At 67.9% G+C, this 23614-nt stretch carries 20 protein-coding genes, 2 tRNA genes and 3 pseudogenes; 12 read left to right on the forward strand and 13 right to left on the reverse strand.

Annotated elements, in window-relative coordinates; translation table 11 throughout:
* Positions 1 to 5: 5 nt before the first annotated feature.
* The 5 genes from murI to hemA form a co-directional block, all read right to left on the reverse strand.
* Entirely contained in the window at positions 6 to 797 is a 792-nt protein-coding gene (gene murI, locus AVCA_RS18845) for a glutamate racemase (protein ID WP_012702649.1), read from the reverse strand.
* Positions 787 to 1545, reverse strand: a complete 759-nt coding sequence (locus AVCA_RS18850; protein WP_012702650.1) for a molybdopterin-synthase adenylyltransferase MoeB — start codon at positions 1543 to 1545, stop codon at positions 787 to 789. Before AVCA_RS18850 ends, murI begins: the two co-directional genes overlap by 11 nt.
* Positions 1546 to 1617: 72 nt before the next feature.
* Positions 1618 to 2448: a peptide chain release factor N(5)-glutamine methyltransferase gene (gene prmC / locus AVCA_RS18855; RefSeq protein ID WP_012702651.1), complete on the reverse strand. Its 831-nt coding sequence runs from the start codon at positions 2446 to 2448 to the stop codon at positions 1618 to 1620.
* 90 nt (positions 2449 to 2538) lie between these two features.
* Positions 2539 to 3621: a peptide chain release factor 1 gene (gene prfA, locus AVCA_RS18860; RefSeq protein ID WP_012702652.1), complete on the reverse strand. Its 1083-nt coding sequence runs from the start codon at positions 3619 to 3621 to the stop codon at positions 2539 to 2541.
* Positions 3618 to 4886: a glutamyl-tRNA reductase gene (gene hemA / locus AVCA_RS18865; protein ID WP_041807400.1), complete on the reverse strand. Its 1269-nt coding sequence runs from the start codon at positions 4884 to 4886 to the stop codon at positions 3618 to 3620. Before hemA ends, prfA begins: the two co-directional genes overlap by 4 nt.
* A gap of 175 nt (positions 4887 to 5061) precedes the next feature.
* On the opposite strand from hemA, the gene AVCA_RS18870 reads away from it, so the two are divergent.
* From AVCA_RS18870 to ychF, 9 genes are all read left to right on the forward strand, one after another.
* Complete coding sequence (locus tag AVCA_RS18870; RefSeq protein ID WP_175555942.1) at positions 5062 to 6801, forward strand: tetratricopeptide repeat protein; 1740 nt, start codon at positions 5062 to 5064, stop codon at positions 6799 to 6801.
* A gap of 3 nt (positions 6802 to 6804) precedes the next feature.
* Entirely contained in the window at positions 6805 to 7431 is a 627-nt protein-coding gene (gene lolB, locus AVCA_RS18875; RefSeq protein WP_012702655.1) for a lipoprotein insertase outer membrane protein LolB, read from the forward strand.
* Positions 7432 to 7436: 5 nt separating this feature from the next.
* Positions 7437 to 8303 carry a 4-(cytidine 5'-diphospho)-2-C-methyl-D-erythritol kinase gene (gene ispE, locus AVCA_RS18880; protein WP_012702656.1) on the forward strand — a complete coding sequence of 289 codons (867 nt, stop codon included), beginning with the start codon at positions 7437 to 7439 and terminating at the stop codon, positions 8301 to 8303.
* A gap of 21 nt (positions 8304 to 8324) precedes the next feature.
* Positions 8325 to 8399, forward strand: a tRNA-Gln gene (locus AVCA_RS18885).
* Positions 8400 to 8451: 52 nt separating this feature from the next.
* Positions 8452 to 8526, forward strand: a tRNA-Gln gene (locus AVCA_RS18890).
* A 97-nt stretch (positions 8527 to 8623) separates the two neighbouring features.
* Positions 8624 to 9565 (forward strand): ribose-phosphate pyrophosphokinase, encoded by a 942-nt coding sequence (locus AVCA_RS18895; RefSeq protein ID WP_012702657.1) that lies wholly within the window; start codon positions 8624 to 8626, stop codon positions 9563 to 9565.
* A gap of 104 nt (positions 9566 to 9669) precedes the next feature.
* Entirely contained in the window at positions 9670 to 10266 is a 597-nt protein-coding gene (locus AVCA_RS18900; RefSeq protein WP_012702658.1) for a 50S ribosomal protein L25/general stress protein Ctc, read from the forward strand.
* Positions 10267 to 10294: 28 nt separating this feature from the next.
* Positions 10295 to 10879 (forward strand): aminoacyl-tRNA hydrolase, encoded by a 585-nt coding sequence (pth, locus tag AVCA_RS18905; RefSeq protein WP_012702659.1) that lies wholly within the window; start codon positions 10295 to 10297, stop codon positions 10877 to 10879.
* A gap of 42 nt (positions 10880 to 10921) precedes the next feature.
* A complete protein-coding gene (gene ychF, locus AVCA_RS18910) occupies positions 10922 to 12022 on the forward strand; it encodes a redox-regulated ATPase YchF (protein WP_012702660.1) in 1101 nt (366 codons plus the stop codon).
* A 591-nt stretch (positions 12023 to 12613) separates the two neighbouring features.
* Here ychF and AVCA_RS26180 read toward each other — a convergent pair.
* A pseudogene (locus AVCA_RS26180) lies at positions 12614 to 13745 on the reverse strand (IS630 family transposase).
* 119 nt (positions 13746 to 13864) lie between these two features.
* Here AVCA_RS26180 and AVCA_RS18925 point away from each other — a divergent pair.
* From AVCA_RS18925 to AVCA_RS25440, 3 genes and pseudogenes are all read left to right on the forward strand, one after another.
* Positions 13865 to 14182, forward strand: a complete 318-nt coding sequence (locus AVCA_RS18925; RefSeq protein WP_012702661.1) for an HVO_A0114 family putative DNA-binding protein — start codon at positions 13865 to 13867, stop codon at positions 14180 to 14182.
* Positions 14183 to 14234: 52 nt separating this feature from the next.
* A pseudogene (locus AVCA_RS18930) lies at positions 14235 to 14879 on the forward strand (N-6 DNA methylase); the annotation flags it as partial.
* Positions 14876 to 15601 (forward strand): annotated as a pseudogene (locus AVCA_RS25440) (PDDEXK nuclease domain-containing protein); the annotation flags it as partial. The pseudogenes AVCA_RS18930 and AVCA_RS25440, both read left to right, overlap by 4 nt.
* Before the next feature lie 50 nt (positions 15602 to 15651).
* Here the strand turns inward: AVCA_RS25440 and pqqF are convergent.
* From pqqF to pqqA, 7 genes are all read right to left on the reverse strand, one after another.
* Entirely contained in the window at positions 15652 to 18183 is a 2532-nt protein-coding gene (gene pqqF / locus AVCA_RS18940) for a pyrroloquinoline quinone biosynthesis protein PqqF (RefSeq protein WP_012702663.1), read from the reverse strand.
* A gap of 11 nt (positions 18184 to 18194) precedes the next feature.
* Positions 18195 to 20135 carry an alpha/beta hydrolase family protein gene (locus AVCA_RS18945; RefSeq protein ID WP_175556010.1) on the reverse strand — a complete coding sequence of 647 codons (1941 nt, stop codon included), beginning with the start codon at positions 20133 to 20135 and terminating at the stop codon, positions 18195 to 18197.
* A gap of 103 nt (positions 20136 to 20238) precedes the next feature.
* Positions 20239 to 21390, reverse strand: coding sequence for a pyrroloquinoline quinone biosynthesis protein PqqE (gene pqqE, locus AVCA_RS18950; RefSeq protein ID WP_012702666.1), 1152 nt, complete (start codon positions 21388 to 21390; stop codon positions 20239 to 20241).
* Positions 21362 to 21640, reverse strand: coding sequence for a pyrroloquinoline quinone biosynthesis peptide chaperone PqqD (gene pqqD / locus AVCA_RS18955; RefSeq protein WP_012702667.1), 279 nt, complete (start codon positions 21638 to 21640; stop codon positions 21362 to 21364). The genes pqqE and pqqD overlap by 29 nt, the downstream gene beginning before the upstream one ends.
* 130 nt (positions 21641 to 21770) lie before the next feature.
* Positions 21771 to 22523, reverse strand: coding sequence for a pyrroloquinoline-quinone synthase PqqC (gene pqqC / locus AVCA_RS18960; RefSeq protein ID WP_012702668.1), 753 nt, complete (start codon positions 22521 to 22523; stop codon positions 21771 to 21773).
* Between the two features lie 31 nt (positions 22524 to 22554).
* The gene (pqqB, locus tag AVCA_RS18965) at positions 22555 to 23463 is read right to left on the reverse strand and encodes a pyrroloquinoline quinone biosynthesis protein PqqB (RefSeq protein ID WP_012702669.1); all 909 of its coding nucleotides are present in this window, start codon (positions 23461 to 23463) and stop codon (positions 22555 to 22557) included.
* A 45-nt stretch (positions 23464 to 23508) separates the two neighbouring features.
* The gene (pqqA, locus tag AVCA_RS25445; protein ID WP_072432761.1) at positions 23509 to 23580 is read right to left on the reverse strand and encodes a pyrroloquinoline quinone precursor peptide PqqA; all 72 of its coding nucleotides are present in this window, start codon (positions 23578 to 23580) and stop codon (positions 23509 to 23511) included.
* Between the last annotated feature and the right edge of the window lie 34 nt (positions 23581 to 23614).

Genomic DNA, 23614 nt, shown 5'->3' on the forward strand with positions numbered 1-23614 from the left:
CAACTTCAGCAGGGCAACGCTTCGACCGTCGCGGGCGCACCCCACAATAGCGGCAGCACCCGCTCCAGCCCGAGCGGATCGCCGCTCGACCAGAAACGCGCCGCAGCCGGCCCGGCGGCCAGCAGGTCGCGCTCTTGCAGCAGACGCTCGAGCTGACGGGCCACCGCGGCGCCGGTATCGATCAGGCTGATCGAGTCCGGCACCAGTGTCCCGAGCAACGGCCTGACGAAGGGGTAATGGGTGCAGCCGAGAATCAGGGTGTCGCAGCCCTCGGCCAGCAGCGGCGCGACGAAGCCCCGCAGCAGCTCGCGGGTTGCGGGTCCGTCCAGATCGCCGGCCTCGATCCGCTCCACCAGGCCGGGACAGGGCTGGGTGATCACCCGCACGTCGCCGGCGAAGCGGTCCAGCAGCGCGGCGAACCTGGCGCTCTTCAGGGTTCCGCTGGTCGCCAGCACACCGACCCGGCCGCTGCGGGTAGCCGCCGCCGCCGGCTTCACCGCCGGCTCCATGCCGATCACCGGCAGTTCCGGATACAGCTCGCGCAGTTCGGCCACGGCCGCCGCGGTGGCGGTGTTACAGGCCAGCACCAGCGCCTTGGCGCCCCGCTCCAGAAGAAAGGCGGCGATATGCCGGCAGCGCTCGCGGATGTACTCGGAACTCTTCTCGCCATAGGGCACGTGGCCGCTGTCGGCGACGTAGAACAGGGACTCGCCGGGCAGCCGGGCGCGGATCTCGCTCAGTACCGACAGTCCACCGACCCCGGAATCGAAGACGCCGACCGGCGCCTCACTGGCCATGCCGCGCTCCGCACACCGGACACTGCGGATCGCGCCGCACGCGCAGCTCGCGGAAGCGGCTGGTCAGCGCATCGACCAGCAGCAGGCGGCCGACCAAAGGCTCGCCGAAGCCGGCCAGCAGCTTGAGCGCCTCCAGCGCCTGCAGGCTACCGACCAGACCGACCAGCGGCCCGACCACCCCGGCCTCGCTGCAGGTCAGCTCGGCTTCGCTGCCGTGACCATAGAGGCAGTGGTAACAGGGGCTACCCTCGCTTCGCGGGTCGAATACCGAGAGTTGGCCTTCGAGGCGGATCGCCGCGCCGCTGACCAGCGGCTTGCCGGCGGCCACGCAGGCGGAGTTGACCGCCTCTCGGGTGGCGAAGTTGTCGCTGCAGTCGAGCACCAGATCCACCGCCGCCACCGCCGCGGCCAGCGAATCGGCATCCAGGGCGCCGCGCAGCGGGCGCAGGACGACCTCGGGATTGAGCGCCGCCAGCCGGGCCAGCGCCGAATCCACCTTGCCCTGGCCGACGCTCGGGGTGTCGTGCAGGACCTGGCGCTGCAGGTTGGTCAGGTCCACGCTGTCGAAGTCCGCCAGATGCAGCTCGCCGACGCCCGCCGCCGCCAGGTAGAGCGCCACCGGCGAGCCCAGCCCGCCGAGGCCGACGATCAGCGCGCGGCTCCGTTTCAGCCGCAGTTGGCCGTCCACGTCGACCTGCGGCAGGAGGATCTGACGACTGTAGCGCAGCAGTTCTTGGTCACTGAGCATGGACTTGTCCTGGCAAAAGATGGATTCGATGAAGGGGCGCACCCGGGAGCCCGGCAGCCTCCTCGCGCGGGTTCACGCCGCCAGCCGCCCCAGGCTGATGCGCTCGTGGCCGCCGAGGTCGCGACGGCTGTGCACCTCGACGAAGCCGCGGGTCGTCAGCAACCCGCGCACCGCGCCGGCCTGCTCGAAGCCGTGCTCCAGCAGCAGCCAGCCGCCGGCCTGCAGATGTCCGGGGGCCTCGACGACGATCCGACGGATATCGTCCAGTCCGTCGGCACCGGCCACCAGCGCGCTGGCCGGCTCGAAGCGCACATCGCCCAGGGCCAGGTGCGGATCGTCGGCGGCGATGTAGGGGGGATTGCCGGCGATCAGCGCGAAACGCCGGCCGTCCAGCGCGGAAAACCAGTCGCTCGGCAGGAAGGTCGCATTGCCCAGCCCCAGGCGCCGGCGGTTGCGCTCGGCCAGCGCGACCGCCTCCATAACCCGGTCGACGCCGGTCAGCCGCCAGGCCGGCCGCTCCGCCGCCAGCGCCAGGGCGATGGCGCCGCTGCCGGTACCGAGGTCGAGCACTTCGGCCGGAGTCGCCGGCAACAGCGCCAGGGCGGTTTCCACCAGCAGTTCGGTGTCCGGGCGGGGAATCAGGGTCGCCGGCGCCACCTCCAGATCGAGGCTCCAGAAGCCCTGGCGGCCGAGGATGTAGGCCACCGGCTCGCCGGCCCGGCGGCGCGCCAGGTCGGCGGCGAAACGCACGGCCGGCGCCTCCGGCACCTCGCGCTCGGGCCAGGCGCGCAGGTAGCTGGCCGGCTTGCCGAGGGCCGCGGCGAGCAACCACTCGGCATCCAGGCGCGGACTCGGCGAGTCGGGCAGGTCGGCGGATTCGAGGAGGGTTTCGATGCTTGCCATGACGACGGCTATCTCCGGTCAGAGGGTGGACGGCCCAGCCCACCGCGGGCCCGACCGCCATGCGGGCTTCCACCCCGCGGCATCACGGGATCAATCCCCCAGCGCGGCCAACTGGTCGGCCTGGTATTCGCTGAGCAAGGGCTCGATCACCGCCTCCACGCCGCCGGCCATGACCTCGTCGAGGGCATAGAGGGTCAGGTTGATGCGGTGCTCGGTGACCCGCCCCTGCGGGAAGTTGTAGGTGCGGATGCGCTCGGAGCGGTCGCCCGAGCCGACCAGCAGCCTGCGCGTCTCGGAGATTTCCCGGTGCGCGGCGGCGTCCTGGCGGTCCTGCAGCTTGGCCGCCAGCCAGGCCATGGCCTTGGCGCGGTTCTTGTGCTGCGAGCGCTCCTCCTGGCATTCGACGACGATGCCGGTGGGCAGGTGGGTGATGCGGATCGCCGAGTCGGTCTTGTTGACGTGCTGGCCGCCGGCGCCCGAGGAGCGGTAGGTATCGACGCGCAACTCGGCCGGGTTGATCTCGATCGCCGCCTGCTCGTCCGGCTCCGGCAGGACCGCGACGGTGCAGGCCGAGGTGTGGATGCGGCCCTGCGACTCGGTTTCCGGGACACGCTGCACGCGGTGCGCGCCGGACTCGAACTTCAGCTTGCCGTAGACGTTGTCGCCTTCGACACGGGTGATGATCTCCTTGTAGCCGCCGTGCTCGCCGGGGTTCTCCGAGAGGATCTCGATCCGCCAGCCCTGCTTCTCGGCGTAGCGCGAATACATGCGGAACAGGTCGCCGGCAAAGATCGCCGCCTCGTCGCCGCCGGTGCCGGCGCGGATCTCCAGGAACACGTTGCGCGCGTCGTTGGGGTCCCTGGGCAACAGCATGCGCTGCAGGCGATCCTCCAGGCCGGCCAGCCGCTCGCGGGCCTCGGCCACCTCCTCGGCGGCCATCTCGCGCAGATCCGGGTCGCTGTCCTTGAGCAACGCCTGGGCGCCCGCCAGATCGTCCCGCACCTTGCGGAATTCGCGGTAGGCGGCGACCACCGGCTCGACTTCGGCGTACTCCTTGGAATAGGCGCGGAAGCGGCCCTGTTCGGCGATCACCTCGGCGTCGCCGAGCAGCGCGGTGAGTTCCTCGTAGCGATCGTGCAGGAGGTCCAGTTTGTTCAGCAGGGAGGCTTTCATCGTTTCGACTCACCCTCGTCGAGGGCAAAGAGTTCCTGGGCCACGGCCAGCGCATCGAAGCGGCCGTCGGCGGAGAGCTTCTTCAGTTGCACGCTGGGGGCGTGCAGCAGCTTGTTGGTCAGTGCGCGCGCCAGGGAGGCGACCACCTCCAGCGGGTCGCCGCCGTTGGCCAGCAGGCGCTGGGCCTTGATCAGTTCCTCGTCGCGCAGCCGCTCGGCCTGCTGGCGGTAGGCCCTGAGCACGTCCACCGCGGCCAGTTCGCGCAGGCGCAGCATGAAATCGTCGGCGCCGGCGGCGACCAGTTCCTCGGCGGCCCTCGCCGCGTCCTGACGGCTCCTGCGGTTTTCCTCGATGACCTCGTGCAGGTCGTCGACGCTGTACAGGTAGACGTCGTCCAGATCGCCCACCTCCGGCTCGATGTCGCGCGGCACGGCGATATCGACCATGAATATCGGCTTGTGCTTGCGCTGCTTCAGCGCCCGCTCGACCGCGCCCTTGCCGAGGATCGGCAACTGGCTGGCGGTGGAACTGATGACGATGTCGCTGTTGACCAGTTCCTGGCCGATGTCGGCGAGCAGGATCGCCTGGCCGCCGACCTGCTCGGCCAGCGAGCGGCCGCGCTCCAGGGTGCGGTTGGCGACCACGATGCGCTTGACGCCCTGCTCGTGCAGGTGGCGGGCGACCAGGGTGATGGTTTCCCCGGCGCCGATCAGCAGGGCCTGGCTGCGCTGCAGGTCGCTGAAAATCTGCTTGGCCAGGCTGACCGCGGCAAAGGCCACCGACACCGGGCTCTCGCCGATGGCGGTGTCGGTGCGCACCGCCTTGGCAGTGCTGAAGGTGGCCTGGAACAACCGGCCGAGCAGCGGGCCGACGGTGCCGGCCTCGCGCGCCACGGCGTAGGCGGTCTTCATCTGGCCGAGGATCTGCGGTTCGCCGAGGACCAGGGAGTCGAGCCCCGAGGCGACGCGCATCATGTGGCGCACGGCGGATTCGTCCTGATGCACGTAGGCGCAGGCGCGCAGTTCGTCCAGGCTCAGCCGGTGATAGTCGGCCAGCCACTGCAGTACCACCTCGACTCCCGGACTATCCTGCTCCAGGTAGAGTTCGCTGCGGTTGCAGGTGGAGAGGATCGCCGCCTCGCGGCTGTCGGTATGCAGGCAGAGCTGCCGCAACGCCTCGACGAGCTGCGCGGGCGTGAACGCCACGCGCTCGCGGACATCCACCGAAGCGGTCTTGTGGTTGATACCGAGGGCGATGAATGCCATTCAGGTGCGCGGGTCCGAACAGAGAAAGCACGCGATTGTCCTACTTCGGCAAATGGAGGACAACCTCCGTCCACCTGCCCTGCGCCCCTCCGGCCCCCGTGGCCATGGGCTTGACCGACGGCTTGTGTCATGATGCGTCCGACTCTTTCCGGTGCAACCATCGCTTTCCCTCCCTATGAATAAAATCTTCGCCTCGCTGGCCGTCATGATGCTTCTCGGCGGCTGTCAGAGCCTCTCCCAGCCGGGCGGCAGACCGCCGGCGAAAGAAGAGGCCGCACCGTCGCCCGCTCCGGCCAGCCCGCCGCCGCCGCCGCAACCGGTCGGCTCGTTCCGCGAAGACACCCTCTACAGCCTGCTGGTCGGCGAACTGGCGGGACAGCGCAACCGCTTCGACATCGCCCTGGAAAACTATGCCGTCCAGGCCCAGGCCACCCAGGACCCCGGCATCGCCGAACGGGCCTTTCGCATCGCCGAATACCTCGGTGCCGACCAGAACGCGCTGGACAGCGCGCTGATCTGGGCGGACAACGCCCCGGCCGACCTCGACGCGCAGCGCGCCGCCGCCGTCCAGCTGGCGCGCAACGGCCGCTACGACGACTCCATGCGCTACATGGAGCGGGTCCTGCAGGCACAGGGCGACACCCATTTCGACTTCCTCGCCCTGGCCGCGGCGGAAAGCGACCCGGAAACCCGCGCCGGACTGCTGCAGAGTTTCGACCGGCTGCTCGCCAAGTCGCCGGAAAACGGCCAGTTGCTGTTCGGCAAGGCACTGCTGCTGCAGCAGGACAACCAGCCCGAGGCCGCCCTCGAACTGCTCGAGAAACACCCGGCGAGCGAGCACGAAATCGCCCCGCTGCTGCTGCGCGTGCGCCTGCTGCAGGGACTGGGACGCAGCGACGAGGCGAACGCCCTGCTGAAGAAGGGCATGCGCGAGTACCCCGACGACAAGCGCCTGCGCCTGACCTACGCCCGCCTGCTGGTCGAGCAGGGCCGCCTCGACGATGCCAAGGACGAGTTCGTCACCCTGGTCCGGCAGTTTCCCGAGGACGACGACCTGCGCCTGTCCCTGGCGCTGGTCTGCCTGGAAGCCAAGGACTGGGACGAGGCCGTGCTCTACCTGGAGGAACTGATCGAACGCGGCAGCTACGTGGATGCCGCGCACTACCAGATGGGGCGCGTCTACGAGGAACGCGAGGACCCGGAAAGCGCACTGATCGAATACGCCTTGGTCGGCCCCGGCAACCATTACCTGCCGGCGCAACTGCGCCAGACCGAGATCCTCTTCGAGCGCGGCCGCCCGGAAGAAGCCTCGGCGCGTCTGGCGCAGGCCCGCGAAAACCAGCCGGACTACGCCCTGCAGCTCTATCTGGTCGAGGCCGAGGCACTGACCAACCGCGAACGGCTCGACGAGGCCTGGCAGGTCATCGAGCGCGCCCTGCGCCACTTCCCGGACGACCTCAACCTGCTCTACACCCGCGCCATGCTGGCCGAGAAGCGCAACGACCTGACCCAGCTGGAGCGCGACCTGCGCTTCATCATCGCGCGCGAACCGGACAACGCCATGGCCCTGAACGCCCTCGGCTACACCCTGGCCGACCGCACCACCCGCTACGCCGAGGCCAAGGCACTGATCGAACAGGCCCACCAGCTCAACCCGGACGATCCGTCGATTCTCGACAGCCTCGGCTGGGTGAACTACCGCCTGGGCCAGTTGGGCGAAGCCGAACGCCTGCTGCGTCAGGCCGCCGAGCGCATTTCCGACCACGAGATCGCCGCCCACCTGGGCGAAGTGCTCTGGACCCGTGGCAAGCAGCGCGAGGCCCGCAAGGTCTGGGCCAAGGCGCTCGAGGAACAGCCCGACAGCGCCATTCTGCGCAGCACCCTGCTGCGCCTGACCGGATCCGAGACCTTCTGAGCCATGTCCATCCCGTCTCTTCGCCACATCCTGCCGCTCGCCCTGCTCGCCCTGCTCGCCGGCTGCGCCGGCCTGACCTCCCGGGAAGCCCTCGAGGGCCAGGGCGATCCCGACCGCTGGCGGGCGCACAAGCGCGAGATCGGCACCCTCGACGCCTGGCAGATCAGCGGCAAGGTCGGCATCAAGGCCCCTCGCGAATCCGCCAGCGGCACCCTGTTCTGGCTGCAACGCCAGGACTACTACGACATCCGCCTGTCCGGTCCGCTCGGCCGCGGCGCGACGCGCCTGACCGGGCGTCCCGGCGGTATCGAACTGGAGGTCGCCGGCCAGGGACGCTATCGGGCCGAGTCGCCGGAAGCCCTGCTCGAACAGCAACTCGGCTGGCGCCTGCCGGTTTCCCACCTGCTCTGGTGGGTACGCGGCCTGCCGGCGCCCGGCAGCCGCAGCCAGCTCACCCTCGACGGCGACAGCCACCTGGCCCGGCTGAGCCAGGACGGCTGGCAGGTCGAATACCAGCGCTACGTCGAACAGAACGGTTTCTGGCTGCCCGAACGCCTGAAGCTGTACGGCCAGGACCTGGTCGTCACCCTGGTGATCAAGGACTGGCAACCGCGCCGGCTGGGACTCTGAACGCCATGCGACATGCACAACTGATCCTGCCGGCACCGGCCAAGCTCAACCTGATGCTGCACATCCTCGGTCGCCGCGCCGACGGCTACCACGAGTTGCAGACCCTGTTCCAATTCCTCGACCACGGCGACGAACTGGGCTTCGCCGTGCGCGAGGACGGCGCGATCCGCCTGCATACGGAGATCCCCGGCGTGCCCCACGACGGCAACCTGATCGTCCGCGCCGCCCGCCAGTTGCAGCGGCAAAGCGGCTGCCGGCTGGGCGCCGACATCTGGCTGGACAAGCGCCTGCCGATGGGCGGCGGCATCGGTGGCGGCAGTTCGGACGCGGCGACCACCCTGCTCGGCCTCGACCGCCTCTGGGGACTGGGTTGGGACGAGGAACGCCTGGCCGCGCTGGGTCTCGCCCTGGGCGCCGATGTGCCGGTCTTCGTGCGCGGCCGCGCCGCGTTCGCCGAAGGGGTCGGCGAACGCCTGCGACCGGTCGAGCTGGAGGAACCCTGGTTCCTCGTCGTGGCACCGCAAGTCACTGTCAGCACAGCAGAAATTTTTGCCGACCCGGAGTTGACACGTAATACACCGGCCATTACAGTTCGCAGCCTCCTTGCAGGGGAAGGTCGTAACGACTGCCAGGCAGTCGTCGAAAGGCGTTATCCGGAAGTACGTAACGCCTTGAACTGGCTGAACAAATTCGTTCCGGCCAGAATGACCGGAACTGGGGCTTGCGTATTTGGGAGCTTCCCAAATCGGGGCGATGCTGATAAAGTCGCCCGCCAACTTCCAGTGACCATGCCGGGTTTCGTCGCCCAGGGGCGCAACATATCGATGTTGCACCGCAGGCTAGAGACGCTGGTGCAGGGAGTGAATGCCTAGCATTCGATGATCGTGTGTCGCAGGGGCGTCGCCAAGCGGTAAGGCAGCAGGTTTTGATCCTGCCATGCGTTGGTTCGAATCCAGCCGCCCCTGCCATATTCCAGAGGGTTCGCACGCATCGACCGGGCATTCCGGGATGTAACGCCACAGGGGCGTCGCCAAGCGGTAAGGCAGCAGGTTTTGATCCTGCCATGCGTTGGTTCGAATCCAGCCGCCCCTGCCATATTCCAGGAAGCTGTTCAAAAACGCCGCCCTCGAGCCGCCTTTTTGAGCAGCTTTTTAATTTCATCGGGTCCACCCTCAGCCGGCAGGTACTGCGCGTGTCCAAGATGATGGTCTTCACGGGGAACGCCAACCCCGATCTGGCGCGTCGCGTCGTACGTCAGCTGCATATTCCCCTCGGCGACGCCTACGTGGGCAAGTTCTCCGATGGAGAAATCAGCGTCGAGATCAACGAGAACGTCCGCGGCAAGGATGTCTTCCTGATCCAACCGACTTGCGCACCGACCAACGACAACCTCATGGAACTGGTGGTGATGGCCGACGCCTTCCGTCGCTCCTCCGCCTCGCGGATCACCGCGGTCGTCCCCTACTTCGGCTATGCCCGCCAGGATCGCCGCCCACGCTCCGCCCGCGTGGCGATCAGCGCCAAGGTGGTGGCCGACATGCTCGACGTGGTCGGCATCAACCGCGTACTCACCGTCGACCTGCACGCCGACCAGATCCAGGGCTTCTTCGACATCCCCGTGGACAACATCTACGGCTCGCCGGTACTGGTCGACGACATCCACGCCCAGCGCTTCGACAACCTGATGATCGTCTCCCCGGACATCGGCGGCGTGGTACGCGCCCGCGCCGTCGCCAAGTCCCTGGGTGTGGATCTGGCCATCATCGACAAGCGCCGGCCAAAGGCCAACCAGTCGGAAGTCATGCACATCATCGGCGACGTGGAAGGCCGCACCTGCATCCTGGTCGACGACATGGTCGACACCGCCGGCACCCTGTGCCACGCGGCCAAGGCGCTCAAGGAGCACGGCGCCGCCAAAGTCTACGCCTACTGCACCCATCCGGTGCTGTCCGGCCGCGCCATCGAGAACCTCGAGAACTCGGTGATGGACGAACTGGTGGTGACCAATACCATTCCGCTGTCCGCCGCGGCCCAGGCCTGTCCGCGCATCCGCCAGTTGGACATCGCCCCGGTGGTGGCCGAGGCGGTGCGGCGTATCAGCAACGAAGAATCCATCAGCGCCATGTTCCGCTAGGAACCGGCGCCGATACCACCGCCCCGCCCCGCGCGGGGCCTTCAGCCATCGCCCGGACGCTGGTCGCAAGCGTGCGGGCGACGCTGTCATTCTGGAGAAACGCAATGACCGATTTTGCCCTGAATGCCGAAGTGCGTTCCGACTTGGGGAAAGGTGCGAGCCGCCGCCTGCGTCGTAACGCCGCCCAGGTTCCCGCCGTGATCTACGGCGGCGACAAGGAGCCCCAGTCCATCAGCATCCTGGCCAAGGACATCACCAAGCTGATCGAGGACGAGGCCGCCTTCAGCCACGTGATCACCCTGAACATCGCCGGCGCCACCGAGACCGTGCTGATCAAGGCCCTGCAGCGCCACCCGTCCAAGGCCGCGGTGATGCACGCCGACTTCCTGCGCGTGGTCGCCGACCACAAGCTGAGCGCCGTGGTGCCGCTGCACTTCGTCAACGCCGAGACCTCGGTCGGCGTGAAGCAGCAGGGTGGCGAAGTCTCCCACGTGATCAGCGAAGTGGAAGTGTCCTGCCTGCCGAAAGACCTGCCGGAGTTCATCGAAGTCGACCTGGCCCAGGTCGAAGTCGGCCAGATCGTCCACCTGTCCAACCTGAGCGTGCCGGCAGGCGTCGAGCTGGTGGCCCTGGCCCATGGCAACGACCTGGCCGTGGCCAACATCCACGCCTCCCGCGTGAAGGAAGAAGGCGCCGAGTAATCCCTCGGAGCCACTGGAGGGCCCCTGCATGACCGCCGTGCAACTGATCGTCGGCCTGGGAAATCCCGGCCCGGAATACGAACAGACCCGGCACAATGCAGGGGCCCTTTTCGTCGAGCGCGTGGCATCCGCCAAGGGTGTCCGCCTCAGCGCCGACAAGAAGTATTTCGGCCTGGTCGGCAAGTTCAGCCATCAGGGCCGCGACGTTCGTCTGCTCATCCCCACCACCTACATGAACCGCAGCGGCCAGTCCGTGGCGGCGCTGGCGAACTTCTTCCGCATCCCGCCGGCGGCCATCCTGGTGGCCCACGACGAACTCGACATGCCCCCCGGCACCGCCAGGCTCAAGCAGGGCGGCGGCCATGGCGGGCACAACGGGCTACGCGACATCATCGCCCAGTTCGGCAACCAGAACTCCTTCTATCGCCTGCGACTCGGCATCGGCCATCCCGGCGACAAGAATCTCGTCTCCGGCTTCGTGCTCGGCCGGGCTCCGCGCAGCGAACAGGAAAAGCTCGAGGCCTGCATCGACTTCGCCCTCGACGTGCTGCCGGACATGCTCGACGGCAACTGGACCCGCGCCATGCAGCAGCTGCACAGCAGGAAAGCCTGAGCCACCCTTTTCCACCGACTCCAGCTCTGCGAGGGACACACCATGGGATTCAACTGCGGCATCGTCGGCCTGCCCAACGTCGGCAAGTCCACCCTGTTCAACGCCCTCACCAAGTCCGGCATCGCCGCCGAGAACTTCCCCTTCTGCACCATCGAGCCGAACAGCGGCATAGTGCCGATGCCCGATCCGCGCCTGGACGCCCTCGCCGCCATCGTCAAGCCCGAGCGCGTGCTGCCGACCACCATGGAGTTCGTCGACATCGCCGGCCTGGTGGCGGGCGCCTCCAAGGGCGAGGGCCTGGGCAACAAGTTCCTGGCCAACATCCGCGAGACCGACGCCATCGCCCACGTGGTGCGCTGCTTCGAGGACGACAACGTCATCCACGTCTCCAACTCGGTCGATCCCAAGCGCGACATCGAGATCATCGACCTCGAACTGATCTTCGCCGACCTCGACAGCTGCGAGAAGCAGTTGCAGAAGGTCGTGCGCAGCGCCAAGGGCGGCGACAAGGAAGCCTTGGCGCAAAAGTCCCTGCTGGAAAAGCTGATTCCGCACTTCAGCGAAGGCAAGCCGGCCCGCTCGCTGATGAGGGGCATGGACGACGAGCAGAAGCGCATCGTTCGCGGCTTCCACCTGCTCACCAGCAAGCCGGTGATGTACATCGCCAACGTCGCCGAGGACGGCTTCGAGAACAACCCCCACCTCGACGTGGTCAGGGCCATCGCCGAGGAAGAAGGCGCCATCGTGGTGCCGGTCTGCAACAAGATCGAGGCGGAGATCGCCGAACTCGACGACGACGAGGAAAAGCAGATGTTCCTCGAGTCCATGGGCATGGAAGAACCCGGCCTGAACCGCGTGATCCGCGCCGGCTACCAGCTCCTCAACCTGCAGACCTACTTCACCGCCGGGGTCAAGGAAGTGCGCGCCTGGACCGTCAAGATCGGCGCCACCGCGCCGCAGGCCGCCGCGGTGATCCACACCGACTTCGAGAAGGGCTTCATCCGCGCCGAGGTCATCGCCTACGACGACTTCATCCAGTACAAGGGCGAAGCCGGCGCCAAGGAAGCAGGCAAATGGCGCCTGGAAGGCAAGGACTACATCGTCAAGGACGGCGACGTGATGCATTTCCGCTTCAACGTCTGACGGTTTTTTCGGAACTCAGGAGCGTTCAGTAGCGCTTGGTGGATTGGGCGGGCCTTTTGAAATCAAGGGCTTGCCAAACAATATAGTTTGCTGAGCGTTCCTATTGTTCATCGAGGTCTAAAAAATTCGGGGAGTAGCGTTGGGGTAGTCGTGTTCAACCGCAGAGGGTATTTCTCCCCCCGCAACCGGCTCACCCGTTCATACGCGACATGAACCTGGGACGGGGAACGACGCCGCATTGTTGGCGTACAACCTTCTCTACCGGGGCCAATGAGAATGGATTCAGGCCCGATGCGATATCAGAGAAGGTCGCTGCAACAGGCTTGGGTGCGTTATCTAGACGCAGCGGGTAAAAATCCGAGCAAGTAGTAAGCGCGTTTCCTTGCAATGAAGTAGGGCATCACGATGCAACCAGGAGCGGCATCGACTGAAAGGCGACTTTCTGATGGTCATTGAGCAAATAGGCCGAGCGGCATCTTAAGGTTGATGCTGACGGTGCTAATGCAGGTAACGGTCAGCCCAAAGAGGGTAATAACGCCGTGCATTACCCCGTTTTCGACAAAGAATCGATGTCGCTCATACCCTAGTATCTCAACACACTTCAATCTGCGGATATAGGCTGCGTAGCTTGACCCTCGCATCCTGGGTGGTGAACTGCCAGTTGATCTTGGCATCGAGCTGGTTGCGGCATTGCTGCCATGCGGCGACCTCCTTGCGCATCCGCTCGAGGGAGTCGATGCGCCTGTCCAGGCACTGGCCGGCGAGTACGTTGATCTCGATTTCGGCCATGTTCAGCCAACTGCCATGCTTGGGGGTGTAGACGAACTCGAAGCGATCTCTCAGGGCCTTGGCCTGCTCGGGCATAAAGGTCTCGTACAACGAGGCGGCACTGTGGGTGTTGAGGTTGTCCATCACCAGCGTGATGCGCTCGGCCCCGGACCAGGCTTGGGCGATGTCCTGCAGGAACAGCGCCCAGTCCTGCCTTTTCTTGTACTCGGTGACCTTGGCGATGCGCCGCCCGGCCAGCGGCTCACAGGCTACGAAGACGTTGCAGGTGCCAGCGCGCTCGTACTCGTATCGCGCCCGGGATGCCCCGGTACCGCCTCGAGGGGCTCGCGCACCTGGCGGATCAGTTGCCGCGGCGTTTCGTCCATGCAGACCACCGGATGGCCTTCGTCATAGGGTCGACTGTAGACATCCAGCACCTGCTCCATGGCCGCCACGAATTCCCCGCTGGCCTTCGGCGGGATCACCCAGCCAACCTTGCGCCACGGCTTGAGTTCGTTTTTTTTAGGGCACGTCGCACCGTCTCCGACGACAGCGAGTCTACATATTCCAACTCCACCGCACGCTCGGCCAGCAGTTTGAGCGTCCAGCGCGCATGACCTTCGGGAGCAGGTCCGCAGCTCAGGGCGATCAGGCGTGCCTCGAGTTCGCCGTCGATCTTGCGGGCGTATTCGCGCCGGGGTTTCTTTCTCACCAGCACCGACTCCAGACCTTCCTGCACGCAACGCCGCTTGAGGTTGTCGATCTTGCGTTGGCTCACGCCCAGCATCTGGGCGATCTGTGCACTGGTCTTGCGCGGCCCCTGGTCTTGCGAGCGGTCGCAGGCCAGCAGGATCAGGGCGTTGATGACTTGGCTTGCCGCGGTCCTGCCTTTGCTTGTCAGCTCTTGCAACCGCGCTCTTTCTTGAGGACTGAGGATGATTCTGTAATGTTCCATGCCGACATTATGCATGACGCAGATTTAGCTGTGTCATAACACTAGGGGCATTTTTGATCGACGATGATTATCACACACTGATACAGTCGACAGATCAACATTCCCTTGGACTCACGATCATGAAGCGCTGCATTGTCGGTGTCCGACAGCCAGATAGACAACCCCCGCAAGGAAGCGAGACCCCAAGTATCTGGTTTACCTCCCTGGCCTCGCTGGCCGCCGTGCTCTCCGACGACAACCGCCGCCTACTGCGCCTGATCCATGACAAGCAACCCAAGTCTCTGACGGAACTGGCTGAACTCAGCGGCCGCAAGGTGCCGAACCTGTCGCGTACCCTGCGGATGATGGCGGATTACGGATTGGTGTCGCTGCAACGCAATGTCCGGGATGTTCAGCCGACCGCGCTGGCGACCGAGTTTCTGGTCGTGCTGGATTGAGTGTCATGGACACAGGGAATGACATCGCTGCGAGGGCCACAACCCACCGTTCGGTGGCATGGAAGAGGATGGCATCGAGAAGAACTTCCTCGCCAAGCATCAGACCCGCGAGACCGCCGACCTGTTCATGGCGTTGATCATGCACCTGCTCAGGCACGATACGGGCCGTGCCGCCGTGGTGCTGCCTGACGGTTTCCTGTTCGGCGAAGGGGTGAAGACCACGCTCAAGCGCGAACTGCTGGAAGAGTTCAACCTGCACACCATCGTGCGCCTGCCCAAAGGCGTGTTCGCCCCCTACACCAGCATCGCCACCAATATCCTGTTCTTCGAGAAGGGCGGCCCCACCCAGGACCTGTGGTTCTTCGAGCATCCCTACCCGGAAGGCTACAAGAGCTATTCCCGTTCCAAGCCGCTGACCATCGAGGAATTCAACCGCGAGAAAGCCTGGTGGGGCGGCCCGCAACGCAAGGGGCGCAAGACCACCGAGCATGCCTGGAAGGTCTCGGCCAAGGACCTTGTCGCCCGCAACTACAACCTGGACTGCAAGAACCCGCATGAGGTGGCCGTCGAGCTCGGTGACCCGGACGAACTGATGGCCGAATATCAGGAGATCACCCGCCAGTTGCAGGCCGCCCAGCAGGCGCTGAAAACCGAACTGCTGGCCGCACTGAAGGCTACCAGCGGGGAGGCGGCATGAGCGACAGGCCCGTATCTCTGAACCCTGCGCCAGAGGGCTACGACCACTGGCTGGGCGAGTTGAAAGCTCGCGTCCACGCAGCTCAACAGCGGGCTGCGCGTGCGATCAATCGCGAGTTGGTGCTGCTCTACTGGCAGATCGGTCAGGACATCCTGCAACGGCAAACCGAGCAAGGTTGGGGGGCCAAGGTCATCGAACGGCTGGCGCACGACCTGCGCACCGCCTTCCCGGACATGAAAGGCTTTTCCCCGCGCAACCTCAAGTACATGCGAGCCTTTGCCCAAGCCTGGCCGGATGTGTCATTTGTGCAAGAGGTGCTTGCACAATTGCCCTGGTACCACCAACTCGCGTTGCTGGACAAGCTGCCCAGCCCGGAGGCCCGCCAGTGGTATGCCGCCAAGGCCATCGAGCACAACTGGTCGCGCAATGTGCTGGTGATGCAGATTGAAACCAAGCTGCTGGAGCGCAATGGCCAGGCCGTCACCAACTTTGACACACGCCTGCCCGCGCCACAGTCAGACCTTGCCCGCGAATCGCTGAAAGACCCGTATCGTTTTGACTTTCTCGGCCTCACCGATGAAGCGCAGGAGCGGGAAATCAAACATGCGCTGGTCAAACATGTCACCGAATTCCTGCTGGAGCTGGGGGCGGGTTTTGCCTTTGTCGGCCGCCAGGTGCTGCTGAATGTGGGCGGTGATGAATTCTTCATCGACCTGCTGTTCGCCTCGGGGAAAGGCTTGCGGACAAGCTCCCGCCCGCCCTCGCCGACCGCTCAACGGGAGATCAGCCAGCGCCACCCCGTACCCGGTTCCGTCATCGCCCGCGACGCGGCGAGCAGGTCGTCGCGTCGCAGCCGCCGCAGCGCGGCGTGCAGCCGTTGCGGCCAGTCGTCCGGCCGGCCGCCGAGCCAGGCGTCGACCGCACGCTGCACGCGCTGCGGACGGCTGCCTGCGTCGAGGGCGTCCAGCGCCGCGAGGCGAGCGGAGGCCAGATGTGCCGCATCCAGATCGGTGAGGCCGTCCCGGCGGACAAGGATGAAGTCGCGAATCGCCTGCCGCAGACGCTCCACGGAAGCGTGCGGCGACTGCACGCCGAACTGCAGTTCGGCGCCATCCCCGTCGTCGACGAAGCGGCTGAACAGCGCATAGCCGAGTCCCTGCTCGATACGCAGAGCCTGATGGAAAGGCCCTTGCAGAAGAATCGCCAGCAGGCGCCAGGCCGCCTCCAGCCAGGGGTCGCCGACTGGCGCCAGCAGACGCAGCAGGACCGCCCGCTCGCTACCCGCGATGCCCAGATGCAGAGCGTGCTCGCCGCCCAGCGCCTGCCGAGGCGGCGGCACGACGGCGGGCCGCCCGAGGCCCTGCAGCGGCGGCAGTACGGCCATGGGCAGCTCGCCCATGCGCCAGCCGCACAGGCTGGCGCCCGCCAGCCAGCCGCCGAGCAGAGACGCCAGAGCGGCGCCATCCAGGGTCGCCAGTCGCCGGGCGAGCGAATCCTCATCCACCGTCGGCATGCGCGTCCGGGCGGCCGGATGCGCCAGCAGACGACGCAGCAGGATCTGCCGCTCCCGCGTCTCGCGCCGCCGCTGCCAGGCCTCGCGCCAGCCCGTCGCATCGTCCTCGCGCAGACTCGCCAGGAGGCGCGTCAGCAGCGAAGGCAGCGCGGCCGGCGGCCCGCTCAGGCACAGGCTCAGGCGTCCGCCATCGCTCGACAGCCGGCAGTCGGCGCCGAACGGCCGCGCTTCGCCGGCCAGCGCGGCCCAGCGCTCGGCTAGCGCCAGTTCCGCCAGTTCGCCGGCCAGTTGCGCCTCCGGCCCCGGCGCGGCCTGCCAGGCCAGCAGCAAGGCCGCCTGACCGGGACGCAGCAAATCCGCACCGCCGCTGCGCCACTGCGCGGGCCAGTCCCGTACGGCCAGCGGCGCCGGGAACGGCGGCGAAGGCTTGACCGGCGCCGGCCGCCAGGCCTGCCGCGGCGGCGATAGCCCGGCCTGCGGCAGCACCCGATGGCGCACAGGAAAACGCGGGCTGAACCCGCCCTGCGCCAGAGCATCGCGGCAACATTGCAGGAGCAGCGGCGGCTGCGCCAACGGCTTCAGCCAGTCGGCCAGCGCACTGGCGGCCGGCGGTTGCGGCCAGAGCCGCGGAGCGACACCGCCCTGGCGCTGCCAGCGCTCCAGCCAGAGCGCGGCGCGTTCCAGCGGCGCCTGCTCGTACTCGTCCCAGGCCTGGGCGATGCACAGGTTTTCGGCCAGGAGCGGATCGCCGATCCGTTCCGGCGCCGCCCGTAGCCAGGCCAGCCAGTCGTGGCAGAGGGCGGCGATCCGCTCCTCGCGGCCACGCCCCTCCTCCAGCAACTCCAGATGCAGGGCCAGCAGCACCTGCCCGGCACCCACCGGATGCAGCTCCAGACGGGCCGAGCACGCCAGGCCCCGGACGCGCAGCGCGCCGGGCAGGCCGCCGGCATCGCCGCGCCGCAAGGCCTGGCGCAACAGCTCCAGGGCCGGATCGTCGCGTCCGGCGACATGTTCCAGCATCCACCACAGGCTCATGCTCCGCCGCGCCGGCTGCTCCAGCTCCAGGCGCAGCGGGTCCTGTCCCGCCGGCCAGGGCGATGGCCAGGCGGGAGCCGGCAGGCGCGCGCCGGCCGGCAGCGAAGCGGCGCCAGCGCGAATCCGCGCCTCCAGCTCGTCCAGGGACTGCGGCCCGCAGAGCAACAGACACAGGTTCTCGCCCCGGTAATGCCGGGCGTGCCAGGCGCGCAGATCGGCGAGAAAGGCCGGCGCCCGTGGCTCCAGGGTGTCGCGCGCACCGGCATGGAAACGCGCCAGCGGGTGGGCCGGATCGAGCAGACCGGCCAGCGCGCCGAGCAACTGGCTGTCGCCGTCCTGGCAGCGGGCCAGGTACTCGGCGTGCAGCACCTCGCGTTCGGCGAGCAAGCGCTCGGGCAACAGCAGCGGCCGCGCCAGCAGGTCGCAGAGCCGCTCGAGGGCCGGCGCCAGCTCGCGCGCCGGCATCTCCAGGTAGAACTGGGTGCAGAGGCCGAGAGTACGAGCGTTGTAGCGCCCGCCGGCGCCGTGCACGTATCCGGCGAAGGCGCCCGTCCCGGCCAGGCCGGCGCTGCCGAGGAACAGGGCGTGTTCGAGAAAATGCGCCAGCCCCGGCCAGGCTTCGGGCTCGTGCAGGCTGCCGGCATCCACCCCGGCGGCCAGGGCCACGCGGCGGGCTTGCGGGTCACGCAGCAGGGTCGCCCGCACGCCATTGTCCAGGCGCAGACTGCGCTGTTCGAGCGGCGGCAGCTCGCCCATGGACCCGGGCCTCAATCCAGCAGGCGCCGGTAGAAACGCCACTCGCGCTCCAGCGCGTCGGCCAGGTGGGCGGCCCGGCAGAAGCCGTGGCGCTCGTCGGGATAGAGCCGGTACTCGACCGGCACTCCGTGCGCGCGCAGGGCGGCGACCATCGCCTCGGTCTGCCGCGGCACCACCACCGCGTCCAGGCCGCCCTGGAAGAAGATCACCGGCGCCCCGATCTCCCCGGCGTGCAGCAGCGGCGTGCGTTGCCGGTAACGCTCGGCGTCGCGCTGCGGATCGCCGATCAGCCAGTCGAGGTAGTCGGCCTCGAACTTGTGGGTGACCCGGCGCAGGCTCGCGGGATCGCTGACCCCGTACAGGCTGGCGCCGCCCCGGAACAATTCGCGGAAGGCCAGCGCGCACAGCGCGGTGTAGCCGCCGGCGCTGGCGCCGCGAACGAAGGCCCGCGCCGGGTCGACCAGCCCCGCCTCGCCCAGGTCGTGCACCAGGGCGCAGGCGTCCTCCACGTCGATGCGTCCCCACTCGCCGGCGAGACGCAGCCGACAGGCGCGCCCGAAGCCGCTGGACCCCCGGTAGTTGAGATCGGCCACGGCGAAGCCGCGCTGGGTCCAGAACTGGATGCGCGGATCGAACACCGGATAGCAGGCCGAAGTCGGTCCGCCGTGGACGAACACCACCAGCGGCGGCCGTCCGTGCCCGGGCTCCGGGCAGGCGGCGTTGCGCGGCGGATAGAAGAACGCCTGGGCGGACTCGCCCTCGCCCGTGGCGAAGCGCAGCGACTGCGGCCGCGACAGCTCGGCCTCGGCCAGCGGCGCCTCGCCCCCGGCGAGCACCCGCGGCGTCCCGCCGGCCCGTTCGATCGCCAGCACCGCCGGCAGCCGCGCCGGAGAGGCGGCGATGCAGTAGAAACAGTCCGCGTCCGCCGCCAGTTGGCGAAAGCGGCTGAACTCCGCCGCCAGATAGCGCTCGCGGCCCGCGGCATCGCGCTCGATCAGGAATCCCCAGCCCTCCTCCTGGCGGGCGAGCAGCAGGCCGCCGTCCGCCAGCGGCAGGTAGCTGACCGCGCCCTGCTGCCAGGGCGCCGGGGCATGGTCGGCGGCGGCCAGCGGGCGCGGCTCGCTCCACTCCATGACAGCGGCGGACAGGGCCGCGCCGTCGTCTCCCCTGCGCTCCGCGCGCTCGTCCGTCCGCTCGACAGCCCGCAGCCGGCCGCCCTGCTCCCGCCAGGGCTGCCACCAGCCGGCGCGGTCGGTGAGGCACCACAGGCTTCCGTCGGCGGCGAAACAGGGCTGCTGCAACGCCTCGCCGCCCTCGCCGCCGGCCAGGGTCACGGGCTCGCCGAGCCGGCCGTCCGCCGCCACCTCGGCCAGGCACAGGCGGGTGGCCGTCCAGGGCAGTTCGGGACGCTCCCACTCGATCCAGGACAGGCGCCGGCCGTCGGCGCTCAGCTTCGGCGCGGCGTAGAAATCGGCGCCCTCGGCCAGCACCCGGCGCGCGCCGTCGTGCAGCGACAGGGCGACCAGCCGGTGCGCCACTCCCTTCGCCGCGTGGCTTTCCTCGACCGCCAGCACGGCGTTCCAGGCCGGCGCGTGGTGCAGGTCACCGTAGCGGCGCCGGGCCTGTGCGGTCAGCGCCTCGGCGACGGGAGCCTCGGCGAGGCGCGTGCGGTACACCTGCTGGTCGGACTCGTCGACCCAGGCCACGCCATCGTCGACGATGCAGAAGGCCCCGCCGCCGTATTCGTAGATCCGGCTGCGCACCGAATGTCTCGCCGGGGTCAGGCAGCGCGTCGTGCCGTCCCGCCACAGCCACAGGCGGCAACGCCCGTCTTCCGGGCGGTATTCCAGCCAGACCAGGCCGCCGAGGCCGGCCTGCAGCCCAGCGAAATCGCGGCTGGCCGCGGCGGCATTCGCCGCCGACCAGCGGCTGGGCCAGGAACCGTAGGGCATGGAATGCGTGGGCACGAACGAACCTCCCGGGAAACGGCCAGTCAGGGTCGATGGCGAAACGCAGCGGACATCGGGCGGAAAGCCGCCGGCAGGACTTTCCGGCTCACTCCGAGCGACTCCTGCAGATGATCTCCGAGGTCCGGGCGTTGCGATGGACCAGCCGCTCCAGGCCGAGCGGCGCCTCTTCCGCCTGGCGGCGGGCGTCGAGGATCAGACCGTGATGCGCCGACTTGGCGCACACCGGATCGGTCGCCTCGGCATCGCCGGTGAGCAGGAAGGCCTGGCAGCGGCAGCCGCCGAAATCGCGCCCCTTCTCGTCGCAGGAACGGCACGGCTCGGGCAGCCAGTCGTCGCCGCGAAAGCGGTTGAAGCCGAAGGAGTCGTACCAGATGTGCCGCAGGCTGTGCTCGCGCACGTTGGGAAACTGCACCGGCAGCATCCGCGCGTTGTGGCAGGGCAGCGCCGTGCCGTCCGGGGCGATGTCGAGGAACAGGCTGGCCCAGCCGCCCATGCAGGCCTTGGGACGCTCCTCGTAGTAGTCCGGGGTGACGAAGATCAGCTTGCACGGATGGCCCTGCGCGGCGAGCTTCTCCCGCCACTGGTTGGTGATGCGCTCGGCGCGCTCCAGTTGGGCGCGGGTCGGCAGGAGTCCGGCGCGGTTCAGCTCGGCCCAGCCGTAGAACTGGCAGGTGGCCAGCTCGATGTAATCCGCCTCCAATTCGAGGCACAGCTCGATGATCCGCTCGATAGCGTCGATGTTGTGCCGGTGGGTGACGAAGTTGAGCACCATCGGGTAGCCCTGGGCCTTGACCGCACGGGCCATGGCCAGCTTCCGGGCGAAGGCCTTGCCCGAGCCGGCCAGCAGGTCGTTCAGCTCCGCGTCGGCGGCCTGGAAGCTGACCTGGATATGATCGAGGCCGGCCGTGGCGAACTCGGCGATGCGCGCCTCGCTCAGGCCGATGCCGGAGGTGATCAGGTTGGTGTAGTAGCCGAGGCCACGAGCGGCGCCGATCAGTTCGCTCAAGTCCTGGCGCACCAGCGGCTCGCCGCCGGAGAAGCCGAGCTGGGCGGCGCCCAGCTCGCGGGCCTGGCGGAACACCTCGATCCACTCGGCGGTGGACAGCTCCGCGCCGTGGCGGGCGAAGTCCAGGGGATTGGAGCAGTACGGACACTGCAGCGGGCAGCGATAGGTCAGCTCGGCCAGCAGCCACAGCGGCGGGCCCGGCTCAGTGCAGCTCGATCCAGGAGCGCTCACGCGCCACCTCCAGAAATTCCAGGACGTCCTCCTCGATGCCATCGCTCTCGGGAAAGCGCTCGCGCAGCGCGGCGACGATGGCGGCGATGCTGCGGTCCCCGTCGACCTGACCGAGGATCGCCGCGGCACTGTCGTTGAGCTTGACCATGCCCTCGGGATAGAGCAGCACGTGGCAGTTCTGCGCCGGCTCCCACTGGAAGCGGAAGCCGCGGCGCAATTGGGGGATATCGTTCAGGGTGGTTTCGCTCATGGGCATTTCCCCTCTGCAGGATGGAAAACGACCGAAGGTCTTTTCCAGCATTGTGGACTGCGCTGGAAAATCGCTGCGCGCGTTTTCCACGGGGTGGCCATCCACCCTGCCGAAATCGCCTGTCCCGTCATCACAGTATCGTTCCCCGGTGCCAGACCCGCTCATGGGTCACCGTGTGATACGGCGGACGGTCCAGTTCGTAGGCCATGCTCATGGCGTCGAGCATGCTCCAGAGGATGTCCAGCTTGAACTGCAGGATCTCCAGCATGCGGGCCTGGGCCTCGCGGGTGGCGAAGTGCGCGAGGGTGATGCGCAGGCCGTGCTCGACGTCGCGGCGCGCTTCCTTCAGGCGCCTGCGGAAGTAGTCGTAGCCGCCGGCCTCGATCCAGGGGTAGTGCCGCGGCCAGGTGTCCAGGCGCGACTGGTGGATGGTCGGGGCGAACAGTTCGGTCAGCGAGCTGCCGGCCGCCTCCTGCCAACTGGCGCGGCGGGCGAAGTTGACGTAGGCGTCCACCGCGAAACGCACCCCCGGCAGCACCAGTTCCTGGGACAGCAATTGCTCGCGATCGAGGCCGACCGCCTCGCCGAGGCGCAGCCAGGCCTCGATGCCGCCCTCCTCGCCGGGGCCGCCATCGTGGTCGAGGATGCGCTGGACCCACTCGCGGCGGACTTCGCGGTCCGGGCAGTTGGCGAGGATCGCCGCGTCCTTCAGGGGAATGTTCACCTGGTAGTAGAAGCGATTGGCCACCCAGCCCCGGATCTGCTCGCGGGTCGAGCGACCCTCGTACATGGCGACCTGGAATGGATGGTGGATGTGGTAGTAGGCGCCCTTGGCGCGCAACGCCCGCTCGAATTCGGCGGGACTCATGGCTGTCTGGGTCATACGGCTCCTCGCAGAAGCGGGTAACGGCGCTCTACAGGTCGATGTCCATCCCGTCCCTGGCGACCTCGATCCCGCGCGCGACCAGTTGGGCGCGCTCGGGCGAGTCCTCGTCGAGGATCGGGTTGGTGTTGTTGATATGGATGAGCACCTTGCGCCCGTCCAGGCCGTCGAGCACTTCGAGCATGCCGCCCGCGCCGCTCTGCGGCAGGTGGCCCATCTCGCTGCCGAGCTTGCTGCCGCAGCCGGCGTGGATCATCTCGTCGTCGCGCCACAGGGTGCCGTCGACCAGCAGGCAGTCGGCGCGGCGCATCCGCTCGCGCAGCGGCGCATCCACCCGGCCGAGGCCGGGGGCGTAGAACAGCGTGCCGCCGGTGCGGCTGTCCTCGACCAGCAGGCCGAGGTTGTCGCCCGGATGCGGATCGTGGCGGTGCGGCGAATAGGGCGGCGCGGCGCTGCGCAGCGGAATCGGGGTGAAGCGCAGGGCCGGGCAGGCGTCGACCGCGAACGACCGCTCCAGCACGATGGGCTTCCAGTGCAGGCCGCCGTTCCAGTGTTCGAGCATGGCGAACAGCGGGAAACCCGTGGTCAGGTCCTGGTGGACCATCTCCGTGCACCAGACCTCGTGCGGGCAGCCCTCGCGCAGGCCGAGCAGGCCGGTGCAGTGGTCGATCTGGCTGTCCAGCAGGATCAGCGCGCGGATCGCCGTGTCGCGCACCGCGCGGGCCGGCTGCAGGGCCGGGAAGGCCTCGATCTGCGCGCGGATGTCCGGCGAGGCGTTGCAGAGAATCCAGTTCGCCCCGTCGTCGGACAGGGCGATGGACGACTGGCTGCGCGGCGTGGCGCGCAGGGTGCCCTGGCGCAGGCCGTGGCAGTTGCGGCAGTTGCAGTTCCACTGGGGAAAGCCGCCGCCGGCGGCCGAGCCGAGAATTCGGATGTGCATGGCAGTTCCGTCTGGGAAAGGCCCCGGCACGCCGGGGCCACTCGTTCAACGGTTGGCGAAATACAGGGTCACTTCGAAACCGATGCGCAGGTCAGTGAAGGCGGGTTTGGTCCACATGACAGACTCCTTGCAAGTGCGTGGTGGGGGTCAG

Origin of the sequence: Azotobacter vinelandii CA (assembly GCF_000380335.1) — a bacterium.
GTDB classification, from domain to species: domain Bacteria; phylum Pseudomonadota; class Gammaproteobacteria; order Pseudomonadales; family Pseudomonadaceae; genus Azotobacter; species Azotobacter vinelandii.